Origin of the sequence: Streptomyces sp. NBC_01298, from assembly GCF_035978755.1 — a bacterium.
GTDB lineage: Bacteria > Actinomycetota > Actinomycetes > Streptomycetales > Streptomycetaceae > Streptomyces.
On record NZ_CP108414.1, the window covers coordinates 3,094,718 to 3,116,132 of the forward strand.

Below are 21,415 nucleotides of genomic sequence, written 5' to 3' on the forward strand. Positions count from 1 at the left end.
GCAGGTATTCGAACGTGTGCTCAGTGCTTGTAGAAGCCCTGGCCGCTCTTGCGACCGATGTCGCCCGCGTCCACCATGCGGCGCATAAGCTCCGGCGGCGCGAACTTCTCGTCCTGCGACTCCGTGTAGATGTTGCTGGTGGCGTGCAGCAGGATGTCGACGCCCGTGAGGTCCGCGGTGGCCAGCGGGCCCATGGCGTGCCCGAAGCCGAGCTTGCAGGCGATGTCGATGTCCTCGGCCGACGCGACGCCCGATTCGTACAGTTTCGCGGCTTCGACGACCAGCGCGGAGATGAGACGGGTCGTCACGAAGCCGGCGACGTCGCGGTTGACGACGATGCAGGTCTTGCCGACGGACTCGGCGAACGCCCGGGTGGTGGCGAGGGTTTCGTCGCTCGTCTTGTAGCCGCGCACGAGCTCGCACAGCTGCATCATCGGGACCGGCGAGAAGAAGTGCGCGCCGACGACCCGCTCCGGACGCTCCGTCACGGCCGCGATCTTGGTGATCGGGATGGCGGAGGTGTTGGAGGCGAGGATCGCGTCCTCGCGCACGATCTTGTCGAGGGCGCGGAAGATCTCGTGCTTGACCTCGAGCTTCTCGAAGACGGCCTCGACGACGATGTCGGCGTCGGCGACCGCTTCCAGCTCGGTGGTCGTGGTGATGCGGGCGAGCGCCGCCTCGGCGTCCTCGGCCGTCAGCTTGCCCTTGGAGACGAACCGGTCGTACGAGGCCTTGATCCCGTCGGTGCCGCGCGTCAGAGCGGCATCGGTGACATCGCGCAGCACGACGTCCCAACCCGCTTGAGCGGAGACCTGCGCGATTCCGGAACCCATCAGTCCGGCACCGATGACGGCGAGCTTCCCAGCCACTGCACACCCCACGTTCTTCTAGGACACGGCCTCAGATACGGCACAGCCTCGTTCGTTCTCCGGCGGAGACTAGCGTCCGCGAGGGGCCCAGTGACCGCGAAGTAACACGCGTCACGTCTCAGATGACGGACATCACACCGGGACGGCCCAGCAGTGCGGCGGGGGCCCGTAGTTGACCCGGACTAGGGTGGCGGCATGGTGAACCTCACGCGCATCTACACCCGTACCGGCGACAAGGGCACGACCGCGCTCGGCGACATGAGCCGCACGGCCAAGACCGATCTGCGGATCTCGGCGTACGCCGACGCCAACGAGGCCAACGCGGCCATCGGAACGGCCATCGCGCTCGGCTCGCTGCCCGCCGATGTCGTGAAGGTCCTGGTCCGTGTGCAGAACGACCTGTTCGACGTGGGCGCCGACCTCTGCACCCCGGTCGCCGAGAACCCCGAGTACCCGCCGCTGCGCGTCGAGCAGTTCTACGTGGACAAACTGGAGGCCGACTGCGACCTCTTCAACGGCGAGCTGGAGAAGCTCCGCAGCTTCATCCTCCCCGGCGGCGCTCCCGGCGCGGCCCTCCTGCACCAGGCCTGCACGGTGGTCCGGCGCGCCGAGCGCTCCACCTGGGCGGCCCTGGAGGCGCACGGCGAGGTCATGAACCCGCTCACGGCCACCTACCTCAACCGCCTCTCCGACCTCCTCTTCATCCTGGCCCGCACGGCCAACAAGGAGGTCGGCGACGTCCTGTGGGTCCCGGGCGGCGACCGCTAGGGCGTGTCCGCAAAGTCGCGCAGGCCGGACTTCGCCGGAGCCCGCTTCGGCCACACCGTGTAGGTGACGGCGATCAGGGCGTGGATGGCGACCATCCGCAGGGCCGTGAGCTGCCAGCCGCGCAGCACCGCGGTATCGCCCGAGGCGCCGACGTACCAGATCGCGGCCTGCAGCAGGCCGGCCGCGACGGCCGCCGCGAGGACGGTCCGCGCGACCAGCTTCCACTCGTGGACGGCCCGCGCCCCGCCGTAGCCGACGCCGGCCGGCTTCGGGCCGCCGGCCAGCCGGTACGCGGCGTGGCCGTCGAGCCAGCGCACGGTGTAGTGCCCGTAGGCGACGGTGTAGCCGAGGTAGAGCGCGGCGAGCCCGTGCTTCCAGTCCGGCTCGGCGCCGCCGCGCAGGTCCACGGCGGTGGCCACCAGCAGCACCAGTTCCAGGAGCGGCTCGCACAGCAGGACGGCCGCGCCGGTCCTGGGCATCCTCGCGAGGTAGCGCAGGGCCAGACCGCCGGCCAGCAGGACCCAGAAGCCGACTTCACAGGCGATGATCAGGGTGACGAGCACGGGAGTCTCCGTTCCTGTGGTGGGGGGGATGCCTCCAGCTTCCCGCCCGCCGCGCGCCGTTTCCTCGTCGCCAGTGACGAATGCCGGCCGGCCGCCCTGCATCCTTCGATGTACGGGCCCGTCCGAAAAGGCGGCCTCGATGGCGACGCCCGCCCCCGCCGCAGCCTGTTGGATGGGCCCGTGACCCTCAAGATCCCGCCACCGCACCGCCACGACGTCCTGCTCGCCGTGATCAGCGTGGCCGCCGGCCTGCTCCTGTGGTCGCTCGGGGTGTACAGCTCCCCCACCCGGGACCTGCTCCCGGCCTGGGCCGCCCTGGTGCCGCTCCTCGCCCTCGGCGCGATGGAGCTGCTGCGCCGCAGCCTGCCCCGGGTGACCCTGGCGGTCGGCACCGCCGGGCTGATCGCCGACCAGTTCACGGTGGGCAATCTGGCCACCATCCTGATCTTCACCGACCTGATGTACGCGGCCGTCGTCTACGGCAAACCCGCGATGGCCCGCCGCCTCCCGGTCACCACCGGCCTGATCACCATCGCCGTCACCATCGCCTCCGTCGCCTGGCTGCGCACCCCGCAGGCCCTGATGATCGGCGTGATCACCGGCATCGTCAGCTTCGGTCCGGCGCTGACCGGGGCCACCCTGCGCAACCACCGCGAGGCCGCCATCGCCGCCCGGCTGCGCGCCGAGCAGACCGCGCTGCTGGCCGAGATGGACCGGTCGCAGGCGGTCGTCGCCGAGCGGGCCCGGATGGCCCGCGAACTGCACGACATGGTGGCCAACCACCTCTCCGCCATCGCCATCCACTCCACCGCGGCGCTCTCCATCGACTCCCCCGCCACCAGCCGCGAGGCCCTCGGGGTGATCCGCGAGAACAGCGTCCAGGGACTGGCCGAGATGCGCCGGCTGATCGGGCTGCTGCGGGACGCGGGCGCCGGGGAGGAGGCCGTCGCCACGCCCTCGCTGGACGGGCTGGACGCCCTGCTGGAGCAGGCCCGTACGAACGGGGCCGCGAGCGGGCTGGACTTCGTACTCCGTGACGCCCGGCCGTCCGGGGAGCCCCTGCCCGCCCCGGTGGAGCTGGCGGCGTACCGGATCGTCCAGGAGTCGGTGACCAACGCCCTCAAGCACGCCGCCCCCGGCACGGTCACCGTCCGCCTGGCCCGCGACCGCCCCGCGGGCGGGGGCCGGGCCGGGGCCGGCGCGCTGCGCGTGGCGGTCGACTCCCCCTACGGGGAGCGCCCCGGCCCCCGCGCCCCCGGCTCCGGCGCCGGTCTGATCGGCATGCGCGAGCGGACGGAACTGCTCGGCGGAACTTTCGAAGCGGGCCGCGCGGACGCGGTCTGGCGGGTCCGGGCGACGCTGCCCGTGGAAGAAGAGGCGGTACGGACGTGACGATCAGGGTCGTGGTGGCGGAGGACCAGAGCGCGGTACGGGCCGGGCTGGTCCTGATCCTGCGCAGCGCCGGCGACATCGAGGTGGCGGGCGAGGCCGCCGACGGGGAGGAGGCCGTGCGCCTGGCCCGCGAGCTGCGGCCCGACCTGGTGCTCATGGACGTGCAGATGCCCCGCCTGGACGGGGTGTCGGCGACCCGCCAGGTGGTCGCGGAGGGCCTGGCCGACGTCCTCGTGCTCACCACCTTCGACCACGACGAGTACGTCTTCGGCGCCCTGCGCGCGGGCGCGGCGGGCTTCCTGCTGAAGGACGCGGACGCGGCGGAGCTGATCGGGGCGGTACGGACCGTCGCGCGCGGGGAGGGCCTGATCGCCCCGGCGGTGACGCGGCGGCTGATCGCGGAGTTCGCGGACCCGCGGCCCGTACGGGTGCCCGTACCGGCCACGGTGGAATCGCTGACCCCGCGCGAGCGGGAGGTGCTGGGGTGCCTGGGCGAGGGGTTGTCGAACGCGGAGATCGCGGTGCGCCTGGAGATGGCGGAGGCCACGGCGAAGACCCACGTCAGCCGGGTGCTGGCCAAGCTGGAGCTGCGCAGCCGGGTCCAAGCGGCAGTTCTGGCACAGGAGTTGGGGCTCTAGCCAAGTCCGGCCGGAAATAAATCCGAGGCCGCTACGGGAGGTCTGGACCTCTTGACGGTTGGTCCAGACCTTTCTACTCTCACGCACAACTGTGGTGAGCGTGCCATGACAAAAAGTCACGGTCGCGCTCACGGGCGGCGCAGGTCCCACCCCCATGCAGCGGCCGTCCCCACGTCCGCTGCGGACCTCGGAGGAGCACCCTTGAGCACAGCACCCCCACGACGCGCACCGCTGTTTCGAAGAGTCGCGGCCGCACTGGCCGTCCTCACCCTGCCCGTCGCCGGACTCGTGGCCATCGCCGGTCCCGCCGAGGCGGCCGCCTCGGCCACGGCGACGTACACCAAGGTCTCCGACTGGGGCTCCGGCTTCGAGGGCAAGTGGACGGTGAAGAACACCGGCACGACCACCCTCAGCAGCTGGGCCGTGGAATGGGACTACCCGGCCGGCACCGCCGTCACCTCCGCCTGGGACGCCACCGTCACCAGCTCGGGCACCCACTGGACCGGCAAGAACGTCGGCTGGAACGGCACCCTCGCCCCCGGCGCCACCGTCAGCTTCGGCTTCAACGGCACCGGCTCCGGCGCCCCCAGCGGCTGCAAGATCAACGGCGGCACCTGCGACGGCGGCACCACCCCCACCGACAACCCGCCCAGCGCCCCCGGCACCCCCACGGCCAGCGGCGTCACCGACACCGGGCTGACCCTCGGCTGGGCCGCGGCCACCGACGACAAGGGCGTCAAGAACTACGACGTCTTCCGCGGCGGCGCCAAGATCGCCACCGTCACCAGCCCCTCGTACACCGACTCGGGCCTGACCAAGGGGACCGCCTACACCTACACGGTCACCGCCCGCGACACCATCGACCAGACCGGCCCCTCCTCCGGCTCCCTCTCGGTGACCACCACCGGCGGCGGCGGAACCGACCCCGGCGACCCCGGCACCCCGGGATCCGCGGTCAAGCTCGGCTACTTCACGAACTGGGGCGTCTACCAGCGCAACTACCACGTGAAGAACCTGGTCACCTCCGGCACCGCCGCGAAGATCACGCACATCAACTACGCCTTCGGCAACGTCCAGGGCGGCAAGTGCACGATCGGTGACGCCTACGCCGACTACCAGAAGACCTACGACGCGGGCTCCAGCGTGTCCGGCACCGCCGACACCTGGGACCAGCCGGTCGCGGGCAACTTCAACCAGCTGCGCCAGCTGAAGAAGAAGTACCCGAACATCAAGGTCCTCTACTCCTTCGGCGGCTGGACCTGGTCCGGCGGCTTCGGCCAGGCCGCGGCCAACCCGGCAGCCTTCGCCCAGTCCTGCTACGACCTGGTCGAGGACCCGCGCTGGGCCGACGTCTTCGACGGCATCGACATCGACTGGGAGTACCCGAACGCCTGCGGCCTGTCCTGCGACACCAGCGGGGCCGCCTCCCTGAAGAACGTCCTCTCCGCGCTGCGCACCAAGTTCGGCAGCAGCAACCTGATCACCGCCGCCATCTCCGCCGACGGCTCCAACGGCGGCAAGCTCGACCTCGCCGACTACGCGGGCGCCGCCCAGTACGTCGACTTCTACAACGTCATGACGTACGACTTCTTCGGCGCGTGGGACGCCAAGGGCCCGACGGCCCCGCACTCCCCGCTCACCTCGTACACCGGCATCCCGATCGCGGGATTCAACTCCGAGGCCGCGATCACCAAGCTCAAGGGCAAGGGCATCGCGGGCTCCAAGCTCAACCTCGGCATCGGCTTCTACGGCCGCGGCTGGACCGGCGTCACCCAGGCCACGCCCGGCGGCACCGCCACCGGACCGGCCCCGGGCACCTACGAGCAGGGCATCGAGGACTACAAGGTCCTCAAGGGCAGCTGCCCCTCGACCGGCACCATCGCGGGCACGGCGTACGCCAAGTGCGGCAGCAACTGGTGGAGCTACGACACCCCCGCCACCATCGCCTCGAAGATGACCTGGACGAAGCAGCAGGGTCTCAGGGGAGCCTTCTACTGGGAGTTCAGCGGCGACACCGCGAACGGCGAACTGGCCCAGGCGGTCCACGCCGGCCTCTCGTAACCCCTGACCGCACGGCCCGGTGAAAGACGAAGCCGGGGAGACGGGGTCCGCCCCCCCGTCCTCCCCGGCTTCTCCTTCTTCGCGCGCCGCTCGCACGGCTCGGCCCCGGGGGCCTCCCCGGCTTCGCGCCGCCGCGCCGGACTCCGTCCGGCGGGGACGACCCGGCGCCACCGGCCCTCAGGCCACGTTCACCCGTTGCCCGGGAGGCGCGGCCTCCAGCCAGGCCAGGAAACCGGTCAGCGCGTCATCGCTCATCGCCAGCTCCAGACGGGTGCCGCGATGCGCGCAGCACAGTACGACGGCGTCGGAGAGCAGGGCCAGCTCCTCCTCGCCCTCGGGCGCACGGCGGGCGACGACCTCGATGGAGGACCGCTCCAGCAGCCGGCGCGGCCGCGGGGAGTAGCTGAAGACACGGAACCAGTCGATGCGGTCACCGCTGTAGCGCGCGACCCCGTAGACCCAGCCCTTGCCGGAGACGTCCGGTTCCTCGGACACGCCCCAGCGCATGCTGCAGTCGAAGGTGCCGCCGGAGCGCTGGATCAGCCTGCGGCGCAGCCCGAACACAAAGAGCCCGATCACCACCAGGGCTACGACGACCAGGCCGCTCACAAGCAGAGCGAGGAGCATCTTTCACCGACCTCCTCGCTCATCGAATAAACCCGGACGACAGCGTTCCTACCAGACGGAGTCTGGTGCGGACCCGCATCGCCTCAGCCGCGACCCGGTCCGGAAAATTCCGGAACAGGCCGCGGCTGAGGTTTGAAACTCTTAACAGTACCGGGGCTTAGCGCCCCGAAACCGCGCGCAGCCGGACATCGGCGCGACGCTCGGAGACCGAGTCGGTCTCCGACTTCGCGCGCTCCAGTGCCCGCTCCGCCCGCTCGACGTCGATCTCGTCGGCAAGCTCGGCGATCTCGGCCAGCAGCGACAACTTGTTGTCCGCGAACGAGATGAATCCGCCGTGCACCGCGGCGACAACAGTGTTGCCCCCGACGGTACGGATGGTCACCGGGCCCGATTCCAGCACACCGAGAAGCGGCTGGTGACCGGGCATGACGCCGATGTCGCCGGACGTGGTGCGGGCGACAACCAGGGTGGCCTCGCCGGACCAGACATTACGGTCCGCCGCGACCAGCTCGACGTGCAGCTCAGCAGCCATGGTGGCTCCTCGGGTCACCACTCGGCCCAATGGCCGGGTGTTGGGTCAAATTCTAATGGGCGTGAGGAGAGGGACGGGACACACCCGCCCCTCTCCGTCATTCAGCTGTGCTCACGGATGAGCGCGGCTTCAGGAGACGCCCAGCTCCTTGGCGTTCGCCTTCAGGTCCTCGATGCCACCGCACAGGAAGAACGCCTGCTCGGGGAAGTGGTCGTAGTCTCCGTCGCAGATCGCGTTGAAGGCCACGATCGACTCGTCGAGCGGAACGTCCGAACCGTCGACGCCGGTGAACTGCTTGGCGACGTGCGTGTTCTGCGACAGGAAGCGCTCGACACGACGGGCACGGTGGACAACGAGCTTGTCCTCCTCGCCCAGCTCGTCGATACCGAGGATCGCGATGATGTCCTGGAGGTCCTTGTACTTCTGCAGGATCCCCTTGACGCGCATCGCCGTGGCGTAGTGGTCCGCCGCGATGTACCGCGGGTCGAGGATGCGGGACGTCGAGTCCAGCGGGTCCACGGCCGGGTAGATGCCCTTCTCGGAGATCGGACGGGAAAGAACCGTCGTCGCGTCGAGGTGGGCGAAGGTGGTGGCCGGCGCCGGGTCGGTCAGGTCGTCCGCGGGGACGTAGATCGCCTGCATCGAGGTGATCGAGTGACCGCGGGTCGAGGTGATGCGCTCCTGCAGCAGACCCATCTCGTCAGCCAGGTTCGGCTGGTAACCCACGGCGGACGGCATGCGACCGAGAAGGGTCGACACCTCCGAACCGGCCTGGGTGTAACGGAAGATGTTGTCGATGAAGAAGAGCACGTCCTGCTTCTGCACATCGCGGAAGTACTCCGCCATGGTCAGACCGGCCAGCGCGACGCGAAGACGCGTGCCCGGCGGCTCGTCCATCTGACCGAAGACAAGCGCCGTCTTGTCGATGACGCCGGACTCGGCCATTTCCTCGATGAGGTCGTTGCCCTCACGGGTGCGCTCACCGACGCCCGCGAAGACCGACACACCGTCGTGGTTGTTGGCGACGCGGTAGATCATTTCCTGGATCAGAACGGTCTTGCCGACACCGGCACCACCGAACAGACCGATCTTTCCACCCTTGACGTACGGGGTGAGAAGGTCGATGACCTTGACGCCGGTCTCGAACATCTCGGTCTTCGACTCGAGCTCGTCGAAGCGAGGGGCCTTGCGGTGGATCGGCCAGCGCTCGGTGACGTTGGCGTTCTCCTCCGGGTAGTTCAGCACCTCACCCAGGGTGTTGAAGACCTTGCCCTTGGTGAAGTCACCGACGGGGACGGTGATGCCCTCGCCCGTGTTGACCACCGTGGCCTGGCGGACCAGACCGTCGGTCGGCTGCATCGAGATGGTACGGACGAGGCCGTCACCCAGGTGCTGCGCGACCTCGAGGGTCAGGGTCTTGAGCTTGCCGTCCTCGGCCGGGTCTGCGACCTCGACCTTGAGGGCGTTGTAGATCTCGGGCATGGCGTCGACGGGGAACTCCACGTCGACGACCGGGCCGATGACCCGGGCAACGCGGCCCGTGGCGGCGGCCGTCTCAATGGTCGTCATTACTTGTCACTCCCCGCGGTCGCGTCTGCCATGGCGCTGGCGCCACCGACGATCTCGCTGATTTCCTGGGTGATTTCGGCCTGGCGGGCCGCGTTGGCAAGCCGGGAGAGGCTCTTGATGAGATCCCCGGCGTTGTCGGTAGCCGACTTCATCGCGCGGCGGCGGGCGGCGTGCTCGGAAGCGGCCGACTGCAGCAGTGCGTTGTAGATGCGGCTCTCGACGTAGCGCGGCAGAAGGGCGTCGAGGACGTCCTCCGCCGACGGCTCGAAGTCGAACAGCGGAAGGATCTCGCCCTTCGCGCCGGTCTCTTCTTCGACCTTGTCGAGGCTGAGCGGCAGCATCCGGCCGTCCACCGCGTTCTGCGTCATCATCGACACGAATTCCGTGTAGACGATGTGCAGCTCGTCGACGCCACCCTCGGCCGTGACCGTCTGGATGGCCTCGATCAGCGGCGCCGCGACGCGCTTGGCGTCGGCGTAGGCCGGGCTGTCGGTGAAGCCGGTCCACGATTCCGCGACCTTGCGCTCACGGAAGCCGTAGTAGGCGACACCCTTGCGGCCGACGATGTAGGTGTCGACCTCCTTGCCCTCGCCGCGCAGCCGCTCGGTGAGCCGCTCCGCCTGCTTGATGGCGTTCGAGGAGTAGCCGCCGGCCAGACCGCGGTCGCTCGTGATGAGCAGGACCGCGGCACGCACCGGTGCCTCGACCTCGGTCGTCAGGGCGTGCTTGGTGTTCGAACCGGTAGCCACCGCGGTCACCGCACGGGTGAGCTCGGTCGCGTACGGCATCGATGCCGCCACCTTGCGCTGCGCCTTGACGATGCGCGAGGCGGCGATCATTTCCATCGCCTTGGTGATCTTCTTGGTCGCCGTGACGGCACGGATACGACGCTTGTAGACCCGGAGCTGCGCTCCCATGAGTCAGCTTCCTTCCGTCGTCACTTGGAGACGTTGACGGCCGGCGCGTCCTCGCCCAGGAGCTTGCCGTCCGAGGTCTCGAACCCACGCTTGAAGTCAGCGATGGCGTCAGCGATGGAGGTGAGGGTGTCGTCCGACATCTTGCCGCCGTCCGCGATGGAGGTGAGGAGGTCCTTGCGCGAGACGCGCAGGTGCTCCAGCAGCTCCGACTCGAAGCGACGGATGTCGTTGACCGGGACCTCGTCCATCTTGCCGGTGGTGCCGGCCCAGACGGAGATGACCTGCTCCTCGACGGGCATCGGCTGGTACTGGCCCTGCTTCAGCAGCTCCACCAGACGCTTGCCGCGCTCCAGCGAGGCCTTCGAGGCGGCGTCCAGGTCGGAACCGAAGGCGGCGAACGCCTCCAGCTCGCGGTACTGGGCGAGGTCCAGGCGCAGACGGCCGGAAACCTGCTTCATGGCCTTGTGCTGGGCCGAGCCACCGACGCGGGAGACCGAGATACCGACGTTCAGCGCCGGGCGCTGGCCCGCGTTGAACAGGTCGGACTCAAGGAAGCACTGGCCGTCGGTGATGGAGATGACGTTGGTCGGGATGAACGCCGACACGTCGTTCGCCTTGGTCTCGACGATCGGCAGACCGGTCATCGAACCGGCACCCATGTCGTCGGAGAGCTTGGCGCAACGCTCCAGCAGACGGGAGTGCAAGTAGAAGACGTCGCCCGGGTAGGCCTCGCGGCCCGGCGGACGGCGCAGCAGCAGCGACACGGCGCGGTAGGCGTCGGCCTGCTTCGACAGGTCATCGAAGATGATCAGGACGTGCTTGCCGGCGTACATCCAGTGCTGGCCGATGGCCGAACCGGTGTACGGCGCCAGGTACTTGAAGCCGGCCGGGTCGGACGCCGGGGCGGCGACGATCGTCGTGTACTCGAGCGCGCCGGCGTCTTCCAGGGCGCCGCGAACGGACGCGATGGTCGAGCCCTTCTGGCCGATGGCGACGTAGATGCAGCGAACCTGCTTGTTCACGTCGCCCGAGCGCCAGTTGTCGCGCTGGTTGATGATCGTGTCGACCGCCAGAGCGGTCTTGCCGGTCTGGCGGTCACCGATGATCAGCTGACGCTGACCACGGCCGACCGGCACCATCGCGTCGATCGCCTTGTAGCCGGTCTGCATCGGCTCGTGGACCGACTTGCGGACCATGACGCCGGGGGCCTGCAGCTCGAGGGCGCGGCGGCCCTCGGTCGCGATCTCGCCGAGGCCGTCGATCGGGTTGCCGAGCGGGTCGACGACGCGGCCGAGGTAGCCCTCGCCGACGCCGACGGAGAGCACCTCACCGGTGCGCTGCACCGGCTGGCCCTCCTCGATACCGCTGAACTCGCCGAGGACGACGGCGCCGATCTCGCGCTCGTCGAGGTTCAGGGCGAGACCGAGGGTTCCGTCCTCGAACTTCAGCAGTTCGTTCGCCATGGCGGAGGGCAGGCCCTCCACCTTCGCGATGCCGTCGCCGGCAACGCTGACCGTTCCGACCTCCTCGCGCGAGGCCGCGTCCGGCTGGTACGACTGGACAAAGTTCTCCAGTGCGTCCCGGATCTCCTCCGGCCGGATCGTGAGCTCCGCCATCTGGGTTCCCTGCTCTCCTTGTTGGGCCTGAAGCTTCTTAGGGGTCTGGGGGCGACCCCCAGGAATCTTCTGCAAGTTCTGCACGGCCCAACCGGGCCGCTAGGAATGCTTTTTTCTAATGTGTGGCTGGTCAGCCGGCCATGCGGCGCGACGCCTCGGCGATGCGGTCCGCGATGGTGCCGTCGATGACCTCGTCGCCGACCCGCACCGAGATCCCGCCGAGGACCGTGGGGTCCACGTCGAGGTTCAGGTGCATCGGGCGGCCGTACAGCTTGGCCAGCACCGCGCCGAGACGCTGCTTCTGGACGTCACTGAGCGGAACCGCGGTGGTCACGGTGGCGACCATGCGGCCACGACGCTCGGCGGCGACCTTGGAAAGGGACTCGAGGCCCGCTTCCAGGCTACGTCCACGCGGGTGCGTGACGAGACGCGTGACCAGCCGCTCGGTGACGGCGTTCGCCTTGCCGCCGAGCAGGCTGCGCAGCAGCTGGCTCTTGGCGGCGGCGGTGGCCGACCGGTCGGTCAGTGCTGCGCGCAGCTCGGTGTTCGAGGTGACGATCCGGCCGAACCGGAACAGCTCGTCCTCGACGTCGTCGAGGCCTCCGCCGCTCTGGGCCGCCGTGAGGTCGGCGGTGGCCGCCAGGACCTCGAGCGAGTCCACCAGGTCACGGGACTGCGACCAGCGGGACCGGACCATGCCGGACACCAGGTCGAGGGTTTCCCCGCCCACCTGGCCGCCGAGCAGACGGCCCGCCAGCTCGGCCTTGGCCTCGCCGGACTGCGCCGGGTCCGTGATGACCCGACGCAGCGAGACCTCACGGTCGAGCAGCGCGGTGACGGCCGCCAGCTCGCCGGCGAGCTTCGCCGCGTCGACGGACGTGTTGTCCGTCAGCGCGTCGAGACGCTCGCGGGCGGTGGCCAGCGCGTCGCGGCTCGCTCCGTTCATCGGGCGGCCTCGGCCTTCTCCTCAAGCTCGCTGAGGAAGCGGTCGATCGTGCGGCTCTGCCGGGCGTGGTCCTCGAGGGACTCGCCGACAAGCTTTCCGGCCAGGTCGGTCGCCAGCTTGCCGACGTCCTGACGGAGGGCGGAAGAGGCGGCCTTGCGGTCAGCCGCGATCTGGGCGTGACCGGCAGCGATGATCTCCTCACGCTGCCGCTGGCCCTCTGCGCGAAGTTCTTCCTTCAGCGCAGTGCCCTGCTCCAGAGCATCCTGGCGCAGGCGAGCGGCCTCGTGCCGGGCTTCGGCGAGCTGGGCCTTGTACTGCTCCAGCACGCTCTGAGCCTCGGTCTGAGCGGCCTCAGCCTTTTCGATACCGCCTTCGATGGCCTCGCGGCGCTCGTCCAGAACCTTGTTGATGTTCGGGAGGAGCTTCTTCGCGAGGAAACCGAAGACGATGACGAAGGCGATCAGACCGATGACGAGCTCGGGGATCGGCGGGATGAGGGGGTTTTCCTTACCCTCAGCCGCGAGAACCAGGAGGTTCACATCAGTGCCTTTCGTCGATTCGGACTAGTCGTTGGGTTCGTCTTAGTAGACGAACGGCATGACCAGACCGATGAGGGCGAGCGCCTCACAGAAGGCGAAGCCGAGGATCTGGTTGGCGCGGATCAGACCGGCAGCCTCGGGCTGACGGGCAAGAGCCTGCGTGCCGTTACCGAAGATGATGCCGACGCCGACGCCGGGGCCGATGGCCGCGAGGCCATAGCCGACAGAGCTGAGGGAGCCGGTGACGCCTTCGGTGGCAGCAGCGAGGATCTGGGACATGCCAGTTCTTCCTTCTCTTTCATGGACCGGTGGGGGTTGGCCACCGGACGATTCGGGGGGATTGCAGGAGCGAGCTGTGGCTCAGTGGTGCTCGGCGAGCGCGCCCTGCAGGAAGCTGCAGGCCAGGAGCACGAAGACGTACGCCTGGACAGCCTGGATGAAGAGTTCGAACGCGGTCATCACGACGACCATGACGAACGAGACGCCCGCGTAAGCGATGCCGATCCCGTTCAGCAGGTACCAGCTGGCGATGGTGAACAGCAGCAGCAGCGTGTGACCGGCGAACATGTTCGCGAACAGTCGGACCGCGTGGGTGAAGGGGCGGACGATCACGTTCGAGAAGAACTCGATGACCATGACCAGCGGCAGGACCGGGCCGAGCGTCTTGTCGTAGCCGGTCAGGTTCTTGAAGCCGCCGACGAAGCCGTGACGCTTGAACGTCACGCTCATCCAGATCACGTAGACGATCAGCGCGAGGCCGACCGGGTACGAGAAGATCGCCGTCACCGGGAACTGGGCGATCGGAATGATCGACCAGAGGTTCAGGATCCAGACGAAGAAGAACAGCGAGACCATGAAGGGGACGTACTTCTCGCCCTCCTTCTTGCCGAGCGTCTCGTAGACGATGCCGCGACGCACGAAGTCGTAGCCGGCCTCCGCCACCATCTGCAGCTTGCCCGGGACGACCTTCGGCTTGCGGAAGGCGGCCCAGAAGAAGGCGACGATGACGACCGTGCCGAGCAGGGCGAGCAGCATCGTCTTGTTGAAGTACGCGTTGCTGTCACCGTCCCCGAAGATCGGCTCGAACATGAACGAGTGCAGGCCGGGAGCCGGGAAACCACAACCGTCGAAGATGTGGCAATCGGTCTCGAAGGCGAGCACCGTCGTCGGGTCAGCACTCACCGCGGGCTCCTTCAGCGTGGCGCATAGGTACGGCAACCTCGTTGTGTCGGCGCGGCGGACAGCCGCTGTTCGGCACTGGACTGGTGTAACGGATGTGGGGGCGGCGTTCGGGCATCGAGCCTCGCGATGGGACAGGCGTCAGCTCAGATGCCCGCGCCAGCATTGCCACAGTTGAAACCGGACGATAGCAGCATCCCGAACGCGTACTTATTCCGCCCCTACCCCTCACGGCTTCTGGCCCGAATTTCCGGGCTTGTCGCCCTTCATCGAGTCAGGTTCGACGTAGAGGATCTTGGCCTTCATATGAGCACGCGCCTGTGCGGCGATCCACACCAGGGTGGCGACGACGAGCGTGATGGCGAAGGCCTTGGGGTTGAACAGCGTCGTGTTCTTGAACACGGCGAGAAAGACGAAGAGCAGCAGGATCTGGGCCGTGTAGAGCATGAGCCCCATGGCCTGGAACAAGTGCGGAAGTGATTTCGCCGTGCGCTGCAGTACGAGGAATCCGATGCCCATGAACAGCATCACCACGACCGTCGCGACGACGGCGCCCACGGCCCCCTTGCCACCGGCGACGATCCCACTGATGACGGCGGCGAGAGCGCCGGCGACAGCCGTGGGAACGGCGGATTGCAGGAGGGATCGGACGTCATCTGACCGCATGGCGGTTTGCTCCGCGTGGTGGTGGGGGCACTGGGACTCGTACAGGACGAGCGTAGACCCGGTCCGAGAGGGAACCTCGGGCCAATGGACCGTCGCACTACGGTCCTTCGGCTCTGTCGCCGGGTTTAGTGAACGGTATCACAAAGTATTTGATGAGAGCTTTACTCGGAGGGTGTGCCCACTGTCACACATGAGAGTGACCCTGCGCGTGTGTGCGCGACAGTCAAGTGTCTTGTCTGGTAAAGGGCGTTCATGTCCGACATGCGCGCAGGACGTCAGCGCGAGGATCCGGCCTTACGCCGGTCGGGGAAGCGCGAACGGGGGCCGATGGCGGTCGCCCCGTTGACGCCGGACACTCCCGCCGCGATCGGCCGGGCCGGCTCCGGCTCCGCCGCCGAGGCGTCCTGCAAGGCTGCCTCCGCGGCCCGTTCGGCGTGCCGGTAGCGCGGGGGGACCAGCCGCTCCGCCCAGCGCGGGGCCCTCGGGGTGAACCGGGGCAGCAGGAGCAGCAGCAGGCCCACGGCGCTCAGTGCGGAAATCGCCAGCACGATCCACATCGAGGCGGAATGCACCGAATACGCCACGGTGCCGAAGGCGATCAATCCTGACCAGAAATACATGATGAGCACGGCCCGGCTGTGCGAATGCCCGAGTTCCAGCAGCCGGTGGTGCAGGTGTCCGCGGTCCGCGGCGAAGGGCGACTGGCCCTTCCAGGTGCGCCGCACGATGGCCAGGACCAGGTCCGTCATCGGGATAGCGATGATCGTGAGCGGCAGGATCAGCGGGATGAAGACCGGCAGCATCGCGTGGGTCGCGTTGCGCTCGCCGCCCACGAACAGGGCCATCGCGTCCGGGTCCACCTGTCCGGTGACGGAGATGGCGGCGGCGGCCAGCACCAGGCCGATGAGCATCGAGCCGGAGTCGCCCATGAAGATCCGGGCGGGGTGCATGTTGTGCGGCAGGAAGCCGAGGCACATGCCCATCAGGATGGCGGCGAAGAGGGTCGCGGGCGCGGCCGCCTCGATCCCGTAGCCGAACCAGATGCGGTACGCGTAGAGGAAGAACGCACAGGTCGCGATGCAGACCATGCCGGCCGCGAGGCCGTCGAGGCCGTCCACGAAGTTCACCGCGTTGATGGTGATCACGACGAGGGCCACGGTGAGCAGGTTGCCCTGCCAGGGGGTGAGCGAGACCGATCCGATGCCGGGAACCGGAATCCACAGGATGGTCAGACCCTGCATGCACATCACGCCGGCGGAGATCATCTGCGCGCCGAGCTTGATCAGGGCGTCGAGCTCGAACTTGTCGTCGAGCACGCCGACCAGCCAGATCAGGGCCGCCCCGGAGAGCAGGGCCCGCGGCTCGTTCGACAGCTCGAAGACCCCGTTGAGGTTCTGCAGGTGGTCCGCGACGAGCAGGCCGGCGCACAGTCCGCCGAACATCGCGATGCCGCCGAGCCGCGGAGTTGGCTCCCGGTGCACGTCGCGAGCACGGATCTCCGGCATCGCGCCCACGGCGATCGCGAACTTCCGCACGGGCCCGGTGAGTAGATAAGTCACCGCGACCGTGACGCAAAGCGTCAGCAGATATTCACGCACGGGCTGCCCCAGATGTATCGCCGGCCATCTCAGCCCCACACACTAGCTGCGATGTACTCACTGTCAGGGACGCGCAGGGGCGGTATCCCGGTTGCGGTACGTCGCACTTGCCCCGCTTAAACCCCATACGGCGGAAAACTGACCACCAGCTCGTTGACGTCCCTACGGATCTTCGCCGGCTCCCCGCCCGTCAGCGCGGCCGTGAACAGCTCGGCGATCCGGCCCATCTGCGGCTCCCCCATCCCCTGCGTGGTCACCGCCGCGGTGCCGAGGCGGATGCCGCGCTGATCACCGTACGGAAGGGCGCAGGTGTCCAGCACGATGCCGGCGGCGGCCAGCCGGCCCCGGGCGCCCGCGCCGTCGAGGCCCAGCGGTGCGGGGTCGGCGGTGATCAGGTGGGTGTCGGTCCCGCCGGTGGTGATCGCGAAGCCGCGGGCGGCGAGCGCGTCGGCCAGGGCGCGGCCGTTGGCCACGACCCGGTGCGCGTAGGAGGTGAAGGCGGGCCCGGCGGCCTCGCCGAAGGCCACGGCCTTGGCGGCGATGGTGTGCATCTGCGGGCCGCCCTGGGTGAAGGGGAACACCGCCCGGTCGATCCGCTCCGCGAACTCGGCCCCGCACAGGATCATCCCGCCGCGCGGACCCCGGAGCACCTTGTGGGTGGTGGCCACCACGATGTCGGCGTAGGGAACGGGGCTGGGCGCGGCCCCGCCGGCCACGAGTCCGATGGGGTGGGCGGCGTCGGCGATGAGGAAGGCCCCGACCTCGTCGGCGATCTCCCGGAAGACGGAGTACTCGGGGTGCCGCGGATAGGAGATGGACCCGCACACGATGGCCTTGGGCCGGTGCTCGTGCGCGAGCCGCTGCACCTGGGCGTAGTCGATGAGCCCGGTCGCGGCGTCCACTCCGTACCCGACGAAGTCGAACCAGCGCCCGGAGAAGTTGGCGGGCGACCCGTGGGTGAGGTGTCCCCCGGAGGTGAGCGCCATCGCCAGCACGGTGTCCCCGGGCCGCAGCAGCGCGGCGTACGCGGCGAGCACGGCGGCCGATCCGGAGTGCGGCTGCACGTTCGCGTGCTCGGCGCCGAAGAGGGCGCGGGCCCGCTCGACGGCGATCCGCTCGGCCAGGTCGGCGTACTCGCAGCCGCCGTGGTGGCGGGCGCCGGGGTACCCCTCGGCGTACTTGTTGGCGAGCGGCGATCCGAGTGCGGTGAGCACGGCGGCCGAGGTGAAGTTCTCGGCGGCGATCAGCTGCAGCCCCTCCGCCTGCCGCTGCCGCTCCCCGTCGAGGACGTCGGCCATCTGCGGATCCTGCTGCCGCAGCAGGTCCAGGGGCTGGGTGATGACGCTCATGGCGCGACTCCAGGGGGGTACCGCATACCGGGTACCAGCCACTGTAGGCCGACCCTGCGCATCCCGCCCTCCGGCGAAATCAGCCCCGCCCGGGGCCCCTCCCAGCGGTGGCTGGGGGAGTTTGAGGCGCGGGGGTTCGGGGGCAGCGCCCCCGACAACGGCGCCGCAGGTCAGCGGGAGGTCTTGACCCCGGTCAGCGCGGTGACCACCGGCTCCAGCGCCTGGTTGATCTCGTCGCCGATCGAGCGGAAGAAGGTGATCGGCGCCCCGTACGGGTCGTACACCTCGTCCGCGTCCGGGGACGGCGCGAGGAGCCACCCGCGTAGAGCGGCGGCGGCACGGACCAGCGCACGGGCCCGCTCCACCATCCCGTCCTCCAGCGGCGGCAGCGTCGCCGGGTCTATCGCCCGCACCAGCCGGGTGAACTCCTTCAGGGTGAAGGTGCGCAGCCCCGCCGAGTGCCCCATGGAGATCACCTGGGCGCGGTGGTCGCGGGTGGCGGTCAGGACCAGGTCCGCGCGTATGACGTGCTCGTCCAGGAGTTCCCGGCCGGTGAAGCCGGAGGCGTCCGCCCCGAAGTCGGCCAGCACGGCGGCCGCGTTGGCCTCCATGGGCGCGCCCTCGTGGCCCCAGGTGCCCGCGCTCTCCACGATCAGGTCGCCGGTGACGGGACCGCCGAGCCGGTGGGACAGCGCGTGCCGCGTCAGCCGCTCGGTGATGGGCGAGCGGCAGACGTTGCCGGTGCTGACGTGGAGTATGCGGAAGGTGCTGTCCCCGGCTATGCCACGCCCCTCAGGGCTCACGGGGCCACCTCGAGGTCGGGTACGACCTCCCGCAGCTGCTCGGCGGTCAGTGCCCCGGCGCGCAGCAGGACGGGAACCTTCCCGGTGACGTCGACGATCGACGAGGGCTGCATGCCCGGGGTCGGACCGCCGTCCAGGTACACGGACACGGAGTCGCCGAGCATCTCGCGGGCCGCGTCGCAGTCCTCCGGCGCCGGGTGTCCGGTCAGGTTCGCCGAGGACACCGCCATCGGGCCGACCTCGGTCAGCAGCTCGATCGCGACGGGGTGCAGGGGCATGCGTACGGCCACGGTGCCGCCGGTCTCGCCCAGGTCCCACGCCAGCGAGGGCTGGTGCTTGGCGACGAGGGTCAGCGCGCCGGGCCAGAAGGCGTCGACGAGCTCCCACGCCTGCTCGGAGAAGTCGGTGACCAGGCCGTGCAGGGTGTTCGGGGAGCCGATGAGGACGGGGGTGGGCATGTTGCGGCCGCGCCCCTTGGCGGCGAGCAGGTCGCCGACGGCCTCCGCGCTGAAGGCGTCCGCGCCGATCCCGTACAGGGTGTCCGTGGGCAGCACGACGAGCTCGCCGCGACGTACGGCGGAGGCGGCTTCGCGCAGGCCCGTCTTGCGGTCCGTCGCGTCGTTGCAGTCGTATCGCCGGGCCATCAGCGGGCCTCCTCGTGCAGCAGGGTGGTGGCGGGAATGCGCGCGGTGATCGCCCCGGCCGGGGCGGCACCGGTCACGGCGGGGCCGGTCACGGTGGGGCCGGTCACGGCATGGCCTTGCGGGCGGTGGCGAAGCGCGGGCGCTTGTTGAGGTCGGGGTGGTCGGCGGCGTCGGCCCAGCCCCGTTCCTCGGCGAAGATCCACGGGACCTGTCCGCCCTGCGTGTCGGCGTGCTCGATGACGACGATGCCGCCGGGACGCAGCAGCCGGTGGGCGGTGCGCTCGATGCCACGGATGGTGTCCAGGCCGTCCTCGCCGGAGAACAGCGCCATCTCGGGGTCGTGGTCGCGGGCCTCGGGCGCGACGTACTCCCACTCGGTGAGCGGGATGTACGGCGGGTTGGAGATGACCAGGTCGACCTGCCCGTCCAGCTCGGGCAGCGCGCTGAGCGCGTTGCCCTGGTGGACGGTGACCCGGGAGCCCTCGGCGTTCTTACGGGTCCACTGCAGGGCGTCCTCGGACAGCTCGACGGCGTGCACGCGCGAGCGCGGCACCTCCTGCGCCATGGCCAGCGCGATGGCGCCGGAGCCGGTGCAGAGGTCCACGATCAGCGGTTCGACGACGTCCATCGCCCGGACGGCCTGTATGGCCCAGTCCACGACCGACTCGGTCTCGGGCCGGGGCACGAAGACCCCGGGCCCGACCTGGAGCTCCAGGTAGCGGAAGAAGGCGCGGCCGGTGATGTGCTGGAGCGGCTCGCGCGCCTCGCGGCGGGCGATCGCCTCCCAGTAGCGGGCATCGAAGTCCGCGTCCTTGACGTGGTGGAGTTCCCCCCGCTTGACGCCGTGCACGAAGGCCGCGAGCTCCTCCGCGTCGAAACGCGGTGAGGGCACGCCGGCGGCGGCCAGCCGCTGGGTGGCCTGGGCCACCTCGGCAAGCAGCAAGTTCACGCTGGTCCTCCGGGCTGCTGTCGTACGGGGGGTGGTGCGGGGTCCTGCGGGGGTGGTGCGGGTCCTGCGGGGTCCTGCGGGAGGACTCAGTGCGCGGACGCGAGCTTGGCGGCGGAGTCCGTGTCGACGCAGGCCTGGATGACCGAGTCGAGGTCTCCGTCGAGCACCTGGTCCAAGTTGTACGCCTTGAAGCCCGTCCGGTGGTCCGAGATCCGGTTTTCCGGGTAGTTGTACGTCCGGATCTTCTCGGAGCGGTCCACGGAGCGCACCTGGCTGCGGCGCACGTCGGAGGCCTCCTGCTCGGCGGCTTCCTGGGCGGCGGCCAGCAGGCGCGAGCGCAGGATGCGCATGGCCTGCTCCTTGTTCTGGAGCTGGCTCTTCTCGTTCTGGCAGGAGGCGACCACACCGGTCGGGAGGTGCGTGATGCGCACGGCCGAGTCGGTGGTGTTGACGGACTGGCCGCCGGGGCCCGAGGAGCGGTACACGTCGATGCGGAGGTCGTTCATGTTGACCTCGACCTCCACCTCCTCGGCTTCCGGGGTGACGAGCACGCCGGCGGCGGAGGTGTGGATGCGGCCCTGGGACTCGGTGGCCGGCACGCGCTGGACGCGGTGCACGCCGCCCTCGTACTTCAGGCGGGCCCAGACGCCCTGGCCGGGCTCGGTGGCCCCGTTGCCGCCCTTGGTGCGGACGGAGACCTGGACGTCCTTGTAGCCGCCGAGCTCGGACTCGGTGGCGTCGATGATCTCGGTCTTCCAGCCCACGCGCTCGGCGTAGCGCAGGTACATGCGCAGCAGGTCGCCGGCGAACAGAGCCGACTCGTCGCCGCCCGCACCCGCCTTGACCTCCAGGAGCACGTCCTTGTCGTCGCTGGGGTCGCGCGGAACGAGCAGCAGGCGGAGCTTCTCGGTGAGCTCTTCGCGCTGTGCGGTCAGTTCCTTGACCTCTGCCACGAAGTCCGGGTCGTCGGCCGCGAACTCCTTCGCCGTCTCGATGTCCTCGGCGGACTGCTTCCAGGCACGGAAGGTCGCGACGATCGGGGTCAGCTCCGCGTAGCGCTTGTTCAGCTTGCGCGCGTTGGCCTGATCCGAGTGGACCGAAGGGTCGGCGAGCTTCTTCTCAAGATCGGCGTGCTCGCCGATCAGTTCCTCGACCGCCTCGAACATCGGGGGCTCCTGAAGATGGTGAAT

General features: G+C 69.4%; 22 protein-coding genes. 4 read left to right on the forward strand and 18 right to left on the reverse strand.

Annotation, left to right across the window (positions count from 1 at the left end; translation table 11 throughout):
* Window positions 1-20: 20 nt before the first annotated feature.
* Window positions 21-869: a 3-hydroxyacyl-CoA dehydrogenase family protein gene (locus OG730_RS13735; protein ID WP_327304509.1), complete on the reverse strand. Its 849-nt coding sequence runs from the start codon at window positions 867-869 to the stop codon at window positions 21-23.
* A 195-nt stretch (window positions 870-1,064) separates the two neighbouring features.
* On the opposite strand from OG730_RS13735, the gene OG730_RS13740 reads away from it, so the two are divergent.
* Window positions 1,065-1,637, forward strand: coding sequence for a cob(I)yrinic acid a,c-diamide adenosyltransferase (locus OG730_RS13740; protein WP_327304510.1), 573 nt, complete (start codon window positions 1,065-1,067; stop codon window positions 1,635-1,637).
* On the opposite strand, the gene OG730_RS13745 is transcribed toward OG730_RS13740, so the two are convergent.
* Window positions 1,634-2,200 (reverse strand): hypothetical protein, encoded by a 567-nt coding sequence (locus tag OG730_RS13745; RefSeq protein ID WP_327304511.1) that lies wholly within the window; start codon window positions 2,198-2,200, stop codon window positions 1,634-1,636. The genes OG730_RS13740 and OG730_RS13745 overlap by 4 nt on opposite strands.
* Before the next feature lie 108 nt (window positions 2,201-2,308).
* Between OG730_RS13745 and OG730_RS13750 the strand changes: the two genes are divergently transcribed.
* From OG730_RS13750 to OG730_RS13760, 3 genes are all read left to right on the forward strand, one after another.
* A complete protein-coding gene (locus OG730_RS13750; RefSeq protein ID WP_442814911.1) occupies window positions 2,309-3,592 on the forward strand; it encodes a sensor histidine kinase in 1,284 nt (427 codons plus the stop codon).
* Complete coding sequence (locus OG730_RS13755) at window positions 3,589-4,230, forward strand: response regulator (RefSeq protein WP_327304513.1); 642 nt, start codon at window positions 3,589-3,591, stop codon at window positions 4,228-4,230. The genes OG730_RS13750 and OG730_RS13755 overlap by 4 nt, the downstream gene beginning before the upstream one ends.
* A 201-nt stretch (window positions 4,231-4,431) precedes the next feature.
* The gene (locus tag OG730_RS13760; protein WP_442814912.1) at window positions 4,432-6,291 is read left to right on the forward strand and encodes a glycoside hydrolase family 18 chitinase; all 1,860 of its coding nucleotides are present in this window, start codon (window positions 4,432-4,434) and stop codon (window positions 6,289-6,291) included.
* A gap of 177 nt (window positions 6,292-6,468) precedes the next feature.
* Here OG730_RS13760 and OG730_RS13765 read toward each other — a convergent pair whose 3' ends face one another.
* The 16 genes from OG730_RS13765 to prfA form a co-directional block, all read right to left on the reverse strand.
* Window positions 6,469-6,918 (reverse strand): DUF2550 domain-containing protein, encoded by a 450-nt coding sequence (locus OG730_RS13765; RefSeq protein ID WP_266881152.1) that lies wholly within the window; start codon window positions 6,916-6,918, stop codon window positions 6,469-6,471.
* A gap of 157 nt (window positions 6,919-7,075) precedes the next feature.
* Window positions 7,076-7,450: a F0F1 ATP synthase subunit epsilon gene (locus tag OG730_RS13770; RefSeq protein ID WP_327304514.1), complete on the reverse strand. Its 375-nt coding sequence runs from the start codon at window positions 7,448-7,450 to the stop codon at window positions 7,076-7,078.
* Window positions 7,451-7,579: 129 nt separating this feature from the next.
* A complete protein-coding gene (gene atpD / locus OG730_RS13775) occupies window positions 7,580-9,019 on the reverse strand; it encodes a F0F1 ATP synthase subunit beta (RefSeq protein ID WP_266881151.1) in 1,440 nt (479 codons plus the stop codon).
* Window positions 9,019-9,936 carry a F0F1 ATP synthase subunit gamma gene (locus OG730_RS13780; RefSeq protein WP_266904423.1) on the reverse strand — a complete coding sequence of 306 codons (918 nt, stop codon included), beginning with the start codon at window positions 9,934-9,936 and terminating at the stop codon, window positions 9,019-9,021. The genes atpD and OG730_RS13780 overlap by 1 nt, the downstream gene beginning before the upstream one ends.
* A 20-nt stretch (window positions 9,937-9,956) precedes the next feature.
* Entirely contained in the window at window positions 9,957-11,552 is a 1,596-nt protein-coding gene (gene atpA / locus OG730_RS13785) for a F0F1 ATP synthase subunit alpha (RefSeq protein WP_266881149.1), read from the reverse strand.
* A gap of 130 nt (window positions 11,553-11,682) precedes the next feature.
* Window positions 11,683-12,498 carry a F0F1 ATP synthase subunit delta gene (locus OG730_RS13790; protein ID WP_327304515.1) on the reverse strand — a complete coding sequence of 272 codons (816 nt, stop codon included), beginning with the start codon at window positions 12,496-12,498 and terminating at the stop codon, window positions 11,683-11,685.
* On the reverse strand, window positions 12,495-13,037 hold the full coding sequence (locus OG730_RS13795; RefSeq protein WP_327304516.1) for a F0F1 ATP synthase subunit B: 543 nt from the start codon (window positions 13,035-13,037) through the stop codon (window positions 12,495-12,497). The genes OG730_RS13790 and OG730_RS13795 overlap by 4 nt, the downstream gene beginning before the upstream one ends.
* Window positions 13,038-13,079: 42 nt before the next feature.
* Complete coding sequence (locus OG730_RS13800) at window positions 13,080-13,316, reverse strand: ATP synthase subunit C-like protein (protein WP_266955157.1); 237 nt, start codon at window positions 13,314-13,316, stop codon at window positions 13,080-13,082.
* A gap of 81 nt (window positions 13,317-13,397) precedes the next feature.
* A complete protein-coding gene (gene atpB, locus OG730_RS13805; RefSeq protein WP_327309257.1) occupies window positions 13,398-14,234 on the reverse strand; it encodes a F0F1 ATP synthase subunit A in 837 nt (278 codons plus the stop codon).
* A 210-nt stretch (window positions 14,235-14,444) separates the two neighbouring features.
* Window positions 14,445-14,882, reverse strand: a complete 438-nt coding sequence (locus tag OG730_RS13810) for a Cg1360 family ATP-synthase-associated protein (RefSeq protein WP_327254962.1) — start codon at window positions 14,880-14,882, stop codon at window positions 14,445-14,447.
* Between the two features lie 275 nt (window positions 14,883-15,157).
* On the reverse strand, window positions 15,158-16,492 hold the full coding sequence (locus OG730_RS13815; RefSeq protein ID WP_327309258.1) for an MraY family glycosyltransferase: 1,335 nt from the start codon (window positions 16,490-16,492) through the stop codon (window positions 15,158-15,160).
* 104 nt (window positions 16,493-16,596) lie between these two features.
* A complete protein-coding gene (gene glyA, locus OG730_RS13820; protein ID WP_327304517.1) occupies window positions 16,597-17,829 on the reverse strand; it encodes a serine hydroxymethyltransferase in 1,233 nt (410 codons plus the stop codon).
* A gap of 170 nt (window positions 17,830-17,999) precedes the next feature.
* A complete protein-coding gene (locus OG730_RS13825) occupies window positions 18,000-18,632 on the reverse strand; it encodes an arsenate reductase/protein-tyrosine-phosphatase family protein (protein ID WP_327254960.1) in 633 nt (210 codons plus the stop codon).
* Complete coding sequence (locus OG730_RS13830; RefSeq protein ID WP_327304518.1) at window positions 18,629-19,276, reverse strand: L-threonylcarbamoyladenylate synthase; 648 nt, start codon at window positions 19,274-19,276, stop codon at window positions 18,629-18,631. The genes OG730_RS13825 and OG730_RS13830 overlap by 4 nt, the downstream gene beginning before the upstream one ends.
* Window positions 19,277-19,379: 103 nt before the next feature.
* Entirely contained in the window at window positions 19,380-20,225 is an 846-nt protein-coding gene (prmC, locus tag OG730_RS13835) for a peptide chain release factor N(5)-glutamine methyltransferase (RefSeq protein WP_327304519.1), read from the reverse strand.
* A gap of 86 nt (window positions 20,226-20,311) precedes the next feature.
* Window positions 20,312-21,391, reverse strand: a complete 1,080-nt coding sequence (prfA, locus tag OG730_RS13840; RefSeq protein ID WP_327304520.1) for a peptide chain release factor 1 — start codon at window positions 21,389-21,391, stop codon at window positions 20,312-20,314.
* Window positions 21,392-21,415 lie beyond the last annotated feature (24 nt).